The organism is Acinetobacter sp. CY73, assembly GCF_059515865.1.
In genome coordinates, this window is record NZ_JCAKMZ010000035.1 from 1 (window position 1) to 11580 (window position 11580).

General features: G+C 39.5%; 12 protein-coding genes and 1 pseudogene. 4 read left to right on the forward strand and 9 right to left on the reverse strand.

Annotated features, from left to right (window positions below; translation table 11 throughout):
• Positions 1-113, reverse strand: a pseudogene (locus tag AC5YD2_RS14075) (IS5/IS1182 family transposase); the annotation flags it as partial.
• A 164-nt stretch (positions 114-277) separates the two neighbouring features.
• On the opposite strand from AC5YD2_RS14075, the gene lipB reads away from it, so the two are divergent.
• The 4 genes from lipB to AC5YD2_RS14095 all read left to right on the forward strand — a co-directional run bounded on the left by lipB (position 278) and on the right by AC5YD2_RS14095 (position 4410).
• Positions 278-955, forward strand: coding sequence for a lipoyl(octanoyl) transferase LipB (gene lipB / locus AC5YD2_RS14080; RefSeq protein WP_496126931.1), 678 nt, complete (start codon positions 278-280; stop codon positions 953-955).
• 76 nt (positions 956-1031) lie between these two features.
• Positions 1032-1565 carry a hypothetical protein gene (locus AC5YD2_RS14085; RefSeq protein WP_496126932.1) on the forward strand — a complete coding sequence of 178 codons (534 nt, stop codon included), beginning with the start codon at positions 1032-1034 and terminating at the stop codon, positions 1563-1565.
• A 3-nt stretch (positions 1566-1568) separates the two neighbouring features.
• Entirely contained in the window at positions 1569-2753 is a 1185-nt protein-coding gene (locus tag AC5YD2_RS14090; protein ID WP_496126933.1) for an iron-containing alcohol dehydrogenase, read from the forward strand.
• Positions 2754-3018: 265 nt separating this feature from the next.
• Positions 3019-4410: an APC family permease gene (locus AC5YD2_RS14095; protein WP_496126934.1), complete on the forward strand. Its 1392-nt coding sequence runs from the start codon at positions 3019-3021 to the stop codon at positions 4408-4410.
• A gap of 58 nt (positions 4411-4468) precedes the next feature.
• Here AC5YD2_RS14095 and AC5YD2_RS14100 read toward each other — a convergent pair whose 3' ends face one another.
• The 8 genes from AC5YD2_RS14100 to rplU form a co-directional block, all read right to left on the reverse strand.
• A complete protein-coding gene (locus AC5YD2_RS14100) occupies positions 4469-4924 on the reverse strand; it encodes a hypothetical protein (protein ID WP_496126935.1) in 456 nt (151 codons plus the stop codon).
• A 120-nt stretch (positions 4925-5044) separates the two neighbouring features.
• A complete protein-coding gene (locus AC5YD2_RS14105) occupies positions 5045-5524 on the reverse strand; it encodes a tRNA (cytidine(34)-2'-O)-methyltransferase (protein WP_496126936.1) in 480 nt (159 codons plus the stop codon).
• 34 nt (positions 5525-5558) lie between these two features.
• Entirely contained in the window at positions 5559-6935 is a 1377-nt protein-coding gene (gene cysG / locus AC5YD2_RS14110; RefSeq protein ID WP_496126937.1) for a siroheme synthase CysG, read from the reverse strand.
• A 118-nt stretch (positions 6936-7053) separates the two neighbouring features.
• Positions 7054-8325 (reverse strand): serine--tRNA ligase, encoded by a 1272-nt coding sequence (serS, locus tag AC5YD2_RS14115; protein WP_496126938.1) that lies wholly within the window; start codon positions 8323-8325, stop codon positions 7054-7056.
• A gap of 147 nt (positions 8326-8472) precedes the next feature.
• Complete coding sequence (locus tag AC5YD2_RS14120; RefSeq protein WP_496126957.1) at positions 8473-9261, reverse strand: RsiV family protein; 789 nt, start codon at positions 9259-9261, stop codon at positions 8473-8475.
• A 464-nt stretch (positions 9262-9725) separates the two neighbouring features.
• Complete coding sequence (lolA, locus tag AC5YD2_RS14125; RefSeq protein ID WP_496126939.1) at positions 9726-10421, reverse strand: outer membrane lipoprotein periplasmic chaperone LolA; 696 nt, start codon at positions 10419-10421, stop codon at positions 9726-9728.
• Between the two features lie 289 nt (positions 10422-10710).
• Positions 10711-10968, reverse strand: coding sequence for a 50S ribosomal protein L27 (gene rpmA, locus AC5YD2_RS14130; protein ID WP_496126940.1), 258 nt, complete (start codon positions 10966-10968; stop codon positions 10711-10713).
• An 18-nt stretch (positions 10969-10986) separates the two neighbouring features.
• Positions 10987-11298, reverse strand: coding sequence for a 50S ribosomal protein L21 (gene rplU, locus AC5YD2_RS14135; RefSeq protein ID WP_496126941.1), 312 nt, complete (start codon positions 11296-11298; stop codon positions 10987-10989).
• Positions 11299-11580: the final 282 nt, after the last annotated feature.

The following is an 11580-nucleotide window of genomic DNA, read 5'->3' on the forward strand; positions in this document are numbered from 1 at the left end:
AGTGATTCTGCTTTTGCTAAAACCTCGACCATTTCAGTAAAAACTTGCCGAGGTACGCCAACCAAGCGTTTGAATTCAGAATCTGAAAAATGGTTTAATTTCTGATATCTCATGACATTTATATGGGGATAGTTTTTACTTTCGCAAGAGGTCTATTAAAGTAGATAAATATCGATATCTACAAAACGGTCATTATGCTGAGTACAATTAACTTTAAAAACCCAAACGCTTCCCCGCTCTCACCAGAGTTTGATTATAATAAACCCCTACTTTCCTCATGATACAGGCTCAAAACGCTGTGGATGCTGTGACCAAACCCAATTTAATCATTCGTCAGTATACTCAATACACACCTTATGAAGATCGCTTTTTAGAAATGAAAAGCCTGACTGAACAGCGCGATGAGAATACGCCTGATGAACTTTGGATCCTTCAGCATCAATCTGTACTGACTCAAGGACAAGCAGGCAAACCTGAACACATCTTAATTCCATCCAATATTCCTGTGGTGCAATCTGACCGTGGCGGTCAAGTGACATGGCATGGTGAAGGTCAAATGGTGGTTTATTTCATGTTTGATTTAAATCGCTTGGGATGGAATGTACGAACTCTGGTGTCTTACGCTGAATCCATCATGATTGATTTACTCAAAAAATATGACATCGAAGCGTATGCGAAACCTGATGCGCCGGGTGTTTATGTAGATGGTCGTAAAATTGGATCACTCGGTTTTAAAATCCGTAAAGGTCGTAGTTATCACGGCTTATCACTCAATATTGATTGTGATTTGAATGGCTTTCAAACCATTAATCCTTGTGGTTATGCAGGCTTAGAGATGGTAAGGATTTCCGATTTAATACCTGATTACCCCAATTTCAATCAACTTACTCAAGATGTGATCCAACTGTTAGCTGAAAGCAATTTCTTTAAAGATATACGCACTATTCAGCAATAATCACTTTACTTTTCATCCCAAATTAAATTAGAGTATTTACTCTAAAATATAAAACTAAGTAAAAAGGGATAAGCGAGTGATTTCTATTAAATCCGTTAAGCCCGCCCTAGAACAAGCTTATGTCAAACTCATGCTCGACGTGATTGGCAGAGGTCTGGCGATGGCGAGCCAAGTTGATGATGAAATTAGACAGGATGTATCTAAGTTCCCCATAGGTTTTACCCTCTCCATGGCTGTTTTTAACAATGATGCTGCTTTTATCGCACGTGTCAACGACAACCATCATCTAGAATTAGTCGATAGCCTTGATAAAAAGGCGGATCTCATCATCACCTTTAAGCACATTCATCATGCTTATTTGGTTTTTTCATTCCAAGAGAGTACGGCTCAGGCTTTTGCCAATGACCGAATGATTGCCGATGGTGATTTAGGTCATGCGATTCGATTAGTACGCTGTCTCAATAAAATGGAAGCGCTTATTTTACCTAAATTGGTCGCTGAACTAGCAATCAAAGAATATCCTCAACAACTCACATTAAAAGAAAAGCTGTCTGGTGCCGCAAACATTTACCTCAAAGTTGCCCAGTCTTATATCAAAGGGAGTGCTTAAAGCATGGCTAAACCATATTACGAATTTTTCTGTCCTGTAAAAGTCATTGCTGGAAATGCTGCACTTGAACATATGCCATTTGAACTTGCATCCATGGGTGCTTCCCGCCCAATGATCATTACAGATAAGGGTGTTCGCGCAAATGGCTTACTTGCACCTGTCGAAGTAGCCTTTGAAGCGACTGAAGTTAAGATTGGCTTTATTTTTGATGATGTACCACCAGATTCAAGTTTAGAAACGGTTAAAACTGTTGCTGATGCCTATCGCACCAATGGTTGCGATGCCATTATTGCCATTGGTGGTGGTTCAGTGATTGATACGGCGAAAGCTGCCAACATTTTAGTCACTGAAGGTGGTGATGACCTTCTGAAGTATTCAGGTGCGCATAATTTACCAAAACCTTTAAAACCATTTTTTGTTGTACCCACCACTTCAGGCACAGGCTCTGAAGTGACCATGGTCGCTGTGATTTCAGATAACTCAACGCATCAAAAAATCGCGTTCGCATCTAAACATTTGATGCCAAGTGCAGCGATACTTGATCCTCGCATGACCCAAACATTGCCACCGCATTTAACGGCAATGACCGCGATGGATGCGATGACACATGCTGTTGAGGCATACACTTGCTTAGCTGCCAATCCCATTAGCGATGCTTACGCAACCGCCGCGATTAAGAAGGTCAGCGAAAACCTTTTCAAAGTTTTGGAAAATCCTCAAGATGCCGATGGTCGCTTAGAGTTAGCACAAGCTTCGACCATGGCTGGCATTGCATTTTCGAATGCGATGGTTGGCATTGTTCACTCTCTAGGGCATGCATTGGGTGCAGTTTCACACCTTCCACATGGTCTATGCATGAACTTGTTCCTGCCTTATGTGCTTGAGTACAACAAAGATGTGAATGGTCACAAAATTGCAGAACTTCTGTTACCACTGGCCGGTGCAGATATCTATGCACAAACACCAGCGCCACAACGTGCAGATAAAGCCATTTCAATGATTAAGGATATGCGTGATCATATCCACTCACTGACCAAACTTCCACGTACCTTGCAGGAAACAGGCAAAGTCACACAGGCGCAATTTGATGAAATTGCAGATAAGGCATTGAATGATGGATCGATCATTTATAACCCCAAAGAAGCCACCCTTGCAGATCTCAAATCTATTTTAGAAAAAGCTTGGTAATTCAAACAAAATAAGCCACTATACATCGCCAATTAGCCTGATGTTTTTTTAAACATCGGGCTTTTATCTTGCAGAATAACAACCCATGCACTTTTACTTTAAGTGGCATATTTTCTGCTAAAAATAGTTTGGAAGTTACTGACAAATCGCATAAATTGCTTTAAATTGGCGCGCTTTGTTTCATCAATTAGGGGGGATCGTTCGTCTCAAACGATCCTAGATAGATTTGACTGATCCTTGATCAACGATTAAGAGGATAACGCCGTTGACAAATACCACTGGGACTCAACCGGCAGCTAAACTGCAAAAAACGCTAGGTCTCTGGCACATCATTATTATCGGTTTAGCTTATATTCAGCCAATGACCTTATTTGATACTTTTGGCTTAGTATCTGAAGAAAGTCATTTTCACGTACCTACATCTTATATTTTTGCACTTGTTGCAATTTTACTGACGTCACTGAGTTATGGTCATATGATTCGCCGATACCCTTCATCGGGTTCTGCGTATACCTATGCTCAAAAATCGATTCACCCGAATGTCGGCTTTATGGTCGGTTGGTCTTCATGGTTAGATTATCTTCTATCTCCAATGGTCAACATCATTTTGGCAGTGATCTACCTTGAAGCATTATTCCCAGATGTCAATCATTGGGTATGGGTGGTTGCACTTACAGCCTTCATGACCTTAGTTAATTTGCGTGGGGTCAAATTTGTCGCAAACTTTAACAGCTTGATCGTATTTATACAGTTAGGCGTGATTGCATACTTCACTTGGATGGTTTACAGCTTGCTTGCAGGTGGTATCAATGCTGATGGTACTTTAGTCAATGCTAAATATCAGTTATGGAGCTTAGAGCCATTCTGGAATGAGTTAACGACGGTGGGTGCACTGATTACTGGTGCAACATTACTTTGCTTCTCTTTCACTGGTTTTGACTCACTCAGCTCACTTGCTGAAGAAACAAAAGACACTGAAAAAACGCTTCCTAAAGCGATTTTCTTGACTGCTTTAATTGCAGGTGTGATCTTCATCATTAGCACGTATTTCATGCAAATCTACTTCCCGAATGACCCTAAAACTTATTTCGAAGATGTAGCTGCAACTCAACCTGACATTTTACTGGCTGTGGGTGGCGCGGCATTTAAAACTGTGGTTCTTTACTTCGCAATCGTCACTGTGATGGCGTCTGGTATTTCTGCACATGCAGGCGTATCACGCTTGATGTACGTCATGGGTCGTGATGGCGTAATCAACAAGAAGATCTTCGGTCATATTAGTCCACGTAGTCATACACCGTCTTACAATATCTTAATTGTAGGTGTTGTTGCTTTAACTGCTGGATTCATGGATTTAGACACCGTGATCTACATGATCAGTTTCGGTGCATTAACGGCATTCACTTTTGTTAACTTGTCTGTGATTTCACGTTATGCATTACGTGACGGTCGCACCAAGAATGCAAAAGATATTCTGAACTATGTGGTTGTTCCGCTACTCGGATTTATTGCAGTCTTTGCATTGTGGCTTGAGATTGAAGAACAATCGCTTAAATTCGGTTTATGGTGGGCAATGATTGGTATTTTATACCTTGGTTACAAAACCAAAGGTTTCCGCCAACCTGCTCCACAACATGACGAGTTTAGTGATAAATAATACTACTAATAAAAAAGGCGCTTAATGCGCCTTTTTTTTAATTTATAGTTTCAATTGATTAATGAACACGACAATCAAAACCCAACTGCGTGGGAATAATATTATTTTGAATTCCTAAAGCCTGAACAAAAGATGCTCTGTTTTCTAGAACTTTTCGATCCGATTCTGTGAGTCGCTGTTTATTTCGTTGCGCCGACTGATATGTTTCATCAATCACACCTTGAAAAATCCCACACACTTCTAACTGTTTGGATGACTTCAGAACCAGCTTTCCTCGTTTACGATCGAAGTCACTTCGGGTGAGCTTAGATCCCCACTGATCAATCCGACTATTCATTTTCTTTTGCATGTCTACCAAACCTTGCTGTATTTCTTGCTTGGTAATCAATTGCACGCTCTCCTCTGCAACAATTAACGGATCATTCGCAAAACTCGAATTTGCCAGAAAAAGGCTTGCAGAAGCCATACATAAAGCTGTGAAATTATTTTTTAAGTGTTGGATGAATGAAAGCATCTTCTCTCCAAAATCATAATATTTGATGAGTTTTCTTAGTTATTAATGAATCCTAACGCTCTAAGTTTTTAACTGCAATAAAAAAAGCCACTTCAGGTGGCTTTATATTTTTTTAACAGTTTAGATTAATGCTTTGAAATCTTGCTGACGCCATGCCTCATATAGAATAATAGCCGTCGCGTTGGACAAATTTAAACTGCGTGAATTTTCTGCCATTGGTAATCGAATCCAATGTTTTTGTGGAAATAGCATACGAATATGCTCAGGCAAACCACGTGTCTCAGGCCCCATTAACAATGCAACTGAACGATTTAAATCTGAAGTATGCGGCGTCTCAGTCCCTTTGGTAGTAAGGGGATAAATTGAATCTATGTCCACACCTTTCGAATGAAGATCAGCCAAACACTCTTCGAAGTTTTCCCAAATTTGCATACGTGCATATTCGTGATAATCCAAACCTGCACGTTTTAATTTTTTATCATCAAGTTCAAAACCTAAAGGTTTCACCAAATGTAACTGCGCTCCAGTATTCGCACATAAACGAATGATATTCCCTGTATTGGCAGGAATTTCTGGTTCGAATAAAACAACATGGATCACAAGATATCTCTACTCATAGCGATGACAGGTTAAATTAACCTTGCCATTGTAATTGTTCACGTAAGCTAACCACATCACCAATAATGGTCAAGGTCGGCGCTTGAATTTCGTATTGTGTCACTTTAGATGCAATATCTGCCAAAGTTCCTACAACCACTTTTTGATCTGGCGTTGTTCCTTTCGAAATCAAAGCCACTGGCATATCTGGACGTTGACCATGTGCGATCAATTTTTCACAGATTTTTTCTAAACCCACCAAGCCCATGTATAAAACTAAGGTTTGATTTTGATAGACCAATTCACTCCAAGGTAGCTCAGGTGAACCCTCTTTTAAGTGACCTGTGAGAAAACGTACACTTTGAGCATAATCACGATGTGTTAATGGTATACCTGCATAAGCAGAACAACCTGAAGCTGCAGTGATTCCAGGGACAACCTGAAATGCAATTCCCGCTTCATAAAGCTCTTGTATTTCTTCACCGCCACGACCAAAAATAAATGGATCGCCGCCTTTTAAGCGACAAACACGTTTACCTTGTTGTGCATACTTCACCAATAAAGCATTGATACCTTCTTGTGGTACAGCATGATTGGATCTCGCTTTACCAACATAGACTTTCTCTGCATCACGACGACACAAATCCATAATCGGTTGTGACACCAAACGGTCGTATATCACCACATCAGCTTGTTGCATGAGGCGCAAAGCTTTGAGTGTTAATAACTCAGGATCACCGGGTCCAGCACCCACCAGATAAACTTCACCTTGTGGCTTTTTCCATTCAATCAAAGCTTGCTCGATGAGACGATTTGCTTCAGCGATATTGTCATTAAACACCTGTTCTTTAAGCGAACTCGCATACAAGTCCTCCCAAAAAATACGGCGCTCATCTGGATTGACAATTTTTGCTTTTACCTCATTACGCCATTGACCTGAAAACGCTGCGAGCTTTCCCATCTCATGAGGAATTGCAACTTCAAGCTGGGTACGAATTTGACGAGATAAAACAGGAGATTGACCATTGGTTGCAATTGAAACCACCAAAGGTGAACGATCAATAATCGCTGGCACCATGAAACGGCAATGTGGTGGATCATCCACACTATTGACCAATACATTTTCTGATTCACACAGATGGAAAACATTTTGATTGGTTTTCTTGTCATCTGTAGCTGCAATCACTAAACGATAACTACGGATATTGATTTCATGATGAAAATTGCTTTGTACGTATTGCCCTTGAGATTGCTCAACGATTTCAATTAACTCAGGCAAAATTTCTGGTGAAACAACCGAAATCACCGCCCCTGCTTTTTGCAGTAAAACAGCTTTGCGGTACGCAATATGTCCACCACCCACAATCAGACAAGGTTGCTGTTGCAACTTTAAAGAGATTGGAAAAATATCCACACAATACCTCAGTATTTTTGATTCTGACTGTTTAAAGCAATTTTTATGCACGTTTCATGCATGGCTACAACTTAAACACTCAGCTCAAACGTATTTGAGCTGAGTGTAGAAAATCTGATTAATCGATATACTCGACACCACCCATATATGGACGAAGTACTGTTGGGATCTCAATTGAACCATCTTCACGTTGATAGTTTTCCATCACCGCGAGCAAGGTACGACCAACTGCCAAACCTGAACCATTCAATGTATGTACAAATTCCGTTTTCTTTTGATCAGCGCGGTAACGTGCCTTCATACGACGTGCTTGGAAGTCACCCATACAAGAGCATGATGAAATTTCACGGTAAGTATTTTGACTTGGCACCCAAACTTCCAAATCATAAGTTTTGATTGCACCAAAACCCATGTCACCGCCACATAAAACCACTTTACGATAAGGCAGACCTAATGCTTGTAAGATTCCTTCAGCATGACCTGTTAATTCTTCCAAAGCATCGAGAGAGTTTTCAGGTTTAACAATTTGAACCATTTCAACTTTGTCAAATTGATGTTGGCGGATTAAACCACGCGTATCACGACCATATGACCCCGCTTCACTACGGAAACATGGTGTATGCGCTGCATATTTGAGTGGTAAACGTTCAGGATCAATAATTTCATCACGAACGAAGTTTGTGACAGGCACTTCAGCCGTAGGAATCAAGTAGTATTCTTTTTCACCTTGAAGTTTGAATAAATCTTCTTCAAATTTAGGCAACTGACCTGTACCACGTAATGATTCAGCATTGACTAAATACGGTACATACGCTTCGGTATAACCATTTTTAAGCGTATGCGTATCCAACATAAACTGTGTCAATGCACGTTGTAGACGCGCCAATGGCCCCTTCAATACGCTAAAACGTGAACCTGTTAATTTGGTTGCCGTTTCAAACTCCAAGCCACCCATCCACTCACCAAGATCCGTATGATCTTTTACATCAAAATCAAACTGGCGAGGTGTGCCCCACTTTAAAATTTCGACGTTATCATTTTCATCTTTGCCTTCAGGCACAGATTCATGCGGTAAGTTAGGAATACTGAGTGATTTATTTTCAATTTCAGTTTGCAAATCAGCGAGCGCTTGTTCAGCCGCTTTGATTTCGTCACCAATCGCACCCATACGTGCCATGATTTCAGACGCATCTCCACCAGATTTTTTAATCTGACCGACTTGTTTTGCACCAGCGTTACGTTCTGCTTGCAAAGCTTCAGTTTTCGACTGAATTTCTTTACGTTGAGCTTCTAATGATGCCCACTCTTCAACATTTAATTGTACGCCACGTTTTGCTAAGGCTGCATTTACAGCCTCTATATTATTTCTGAGTAATTTCGGGTCAATCATGGTCAATCTTTGTAAAGAAAAAAACTGGCTATAGTGTAAGCGCTTCAGCCTAAAAAATACAGTAACTGAGCTTGCAGCTGCACCTTATTACATCAAATGTACCATAAAAACTTGAAAATATTCAGGTGAATAAATTGCCTTAAAATATTATTGAGTATTATAGTTTGGCAAATTCGGCAAATACTCAGCTTTAATCAATTTATGAGTAGATTGATATGGCAAAGTAAGCTCCGACATCCCTTCAGCATACGATGCCAACTCATAAAGCGGATAAACAAAGACAATACCATTTGCACCATAATAAAAATTATCACTCACCTTTAAACGATCTTTATCAATCGTATGTTCCATCAACCAGTTGGTATTGGTGTCATAGAGCATGTCTCTCAACTGCTCTTCTGCTCCAGAAACTAGCAAATCTTCTAAAGCGATGCGTTTTTTATGTTTTAAATCAAAGTTAACAAATTCTTTGTGGTACATCCCATGTGCGGCACCTGCACTATAGCTATACGTTAACATTTCAAAGGTTGCCAAATGCTGATTCTGCCCCACAAATCGAACAACGACAGTACTTTGATTGACCTGTTTTGTATCTGCACTGACTGCTTCTGATGCACTCTTGTCATTTTGAAATGCAACTGGATCTGTTTTTTGAATTCGATCTTTAAAGTATTGATTAATCCAAGATTGATTCGTTTCAACTGTTTGGAATTCATAACGTGTACAACCACTTTCGTCACAACTCTTCGATTGAGGTATTTTTAAATTTATTGTTTTAGAGACGATCAGTTCCACTGTACTTGCTGTTTTCTTATTTTCTGTAGCTTCTTTCTCTTGATCTGTTTTAGGCTGACACGCCGTCAGTAAAATGAGCATCGACATACTCATCAATACATTGCATATTTTTTTGGCACTCGATATCGAAGGATTACTCATTCTCAAGCTACTCGGACTTAAAGTATGTTGGTTTAAACCGATCTTGTTCTGACCATTTAATTGCTGAATTATTTTTTTTATTATCACTCTCTTTTCCTAACTGGCTTATTCAATATTTTCATACTATACAAATTCCTGAGAAAATTTAACTCAACTCTTTTGTAATCCAACTCTCAGAATTGAATGGGTTAAAAATAAGAATAAGTGCAATCAATCTAATACACTTAAAACATTGCTAGCAAGAAGCATTCACCTAGTCAGATATTGCTTGCAAATAAATTCTTAGCATTAGCTTTATAACCAATGGTTACATCCATTCAAGCGCAATCCATTAAACCTCTAAAACAAAAAAAATAAGCAACCCATGGGCTGCTTATTTTCGATCTTGTGTGATAATCAACTGAATGAATACTTTAAGCGTTCAGAGGATTAACCAAATCATTTGCTATATCAAAAGGATCACATTACTGGTCAATAATGTCTGTACCTTTAGGTGGCGTGAAATTAAAAGTAGATGTTGGAATGGTCGCATTCACTTTTACGTTATTAAACTTTACATAAGTTGTTTGGCCCAGAGAGTCTTCCAAAATCATTAAGCTTGGTGCTTTATTTGCACCAAAACTAATCGTTAAACTCTGGAATGCACCGTCACCCTGTTTAGGATATAGCGTGTAATACGTTTTTGCCTTATTGGGCTGTGTAACACGATACGACTGCATGATTTGGTTGGTATTACCTGAAAGTAATAATGCAGGCGTATTCGCGACTTGCTCATCTAAGTTTTGACGAATCGCTTGTTGTAAATCTGGATCATAAATCCAAATCATTTTACCCGTGGTCACAATCGTCTGTTTGGCAGGTGTGGTGGTTTCCCAATAAAATTTACCTGGACGTTCAACTTTCATCACGCCTTTAAAAGTTTGATTCATGTGCTGTGCACTTAAACCCTTTTTCTGAGGTGCTTTGCTACTTGCAGTTGCTTTTGTGGTTTGTTCAAAGTTCGCTGTTAAGCTTTTAACACCATTCAACTGTTTCACTAAGTTAGCAGTTGCTTGTTGCTCCGTTGCAGCAGTCGCCGCGAAAACATTTGTGCTGACTACAGGTGCAAGCATGATCACAGTGATTGCTGCTGCACTCATGGATTTACGAAGCATATTCATGATTTCACCTTTTTATAAATTTGCGTCATTGCTTTTGGTTTGTTGAGTCATCTTAAATCATTTTTTTATGCTAATAATTGAGAAAATAAGAAGATTTGTAGGTTTATTTACATCTTTTGTAGAAAAACATTCATGATGATGAAGATCAGTGACGTTTTATAATCAATCCTTTAAAAACATCAAACACTTTAATAATTTCAAATTTATATAAATTTTTATGTTGCATAATTCCCTACAAATAAAAAAAGCCCACATCACTGTGGGCTTTTTCGGTTATGACAATTAAAACTTATACAGTTTCAACAGATACATAACGACGGCCAAATTGACCTTTAACTTCGAATTTGATCACGCCATCAGCGGTAGCAAATAAAGTGTGGTCACGACCCATACCAACGTTTGGACCAGCGTGGAATTCAGTACCACGTTGACGAACGATGATGTTACCAGCAGTCACAGCTTGACCACCGTACATTTTAACGCCTAACATTTTTGGGTTCGAGTCACGACCGTTACGTGTCGAACCACCAGCTTTTTTAGTAGCCATGTGTCAAAATCCTCGTAATTAGCCTGAAATAGTCGTAATTTTCAACTCGGTAAACCATTGACGGTGACCTTGTTGTTTACGGTAGTGCTTACGACGACGCATTTTAACAATACGGATTTTGTCGTGACGACCGTGGCTAACTACTTCAGCAGTTACTGTAGCGCCAGCAACAACTGGAGCACCAATTTGAATGCTTTCGCCGTTTACTAGCATCAATACGTCATCAAACGTAATTGTTGAACCAGTTTCAGCTTTTAACAATTCTACTTTAAGGGTTTCACCCTCAACAACACGGTGTTGTTTACCACCGGTTTGGATAACTGCGTACATACTGTACTCCAACAGACCCGTGTCGTCGTGCCGATAAAGGAAGATATCGATCTTAAGACGAGCGCCACTGGGGTTAATTCAAGGTGATGGATTTTAAGTGATAATCAAATAAACAACAAGGTCTTTTACCGAATTCTTCATATCGATCACTTTTAAAGCAGTATCCATTTTAAAATTAAAGTCATTCGAGCAATTTTTCTTTAGTCTTTTGTGAAAATTGCATGGTTTTTGCATCAAGTTCGACTAGTATGTGTCCCAAATAAGCTTTCATACAATAACAGC

Coding starts and splice junctions, on each gene's coding strand:
- lipB (WP_496126931.1), top strand. CDS start 278: ATGATACAGGCTCAAAACGCTGTGGATGCTGTGACCAAACCCAATTTA.
- AC5YD2_RS14090 (WP_496126933.1), top strand. CDS start 1,569: ATGGCTAAACCATATTACGAATTTTTCTGTCCTGTAAAAGTCATTGCT.
- AC5YD2_RS14100 (WP_496126935.1), bottom strand. CDS start 4,924: ATGCTTTCATTCATCCAACACTTAAAAAATAATTTCACAGCTTTATGT.
- serS (WP_496126938.1), bottom strand. CDS start 8,325: ATGATTGACCCGAAATTACTCAGAAATAATATAGAGGCTGTAAATGCA.
- AC5YD2_RS14120 (WP_496126957.1), bottom strand. CDS start 9,261: ATGAGTAATCCTTCGATATCGAGTGCCAAAAAAATATGCAATGTATTG.
- lolA (WP_496126939.1), bottom strand. CDS start 10,421: ATGAATATGCTTCGTAAATCCATGAGTGCAGCAGCAATCACTGTGATC.
- rpmA (WP_496126940.1), bottom strand. CDS start 10,968: ATGGCTACTAAAAAAGCTGGTGGTTCGACACGTAACGGTCGTGACTCG.
- rplU (WP_496126941.1), bottom strand. CDS start 11,298: ATGTACGCAGTTATCCAAACCGGTGGTAAACAACACCGTGTTGTTGAG.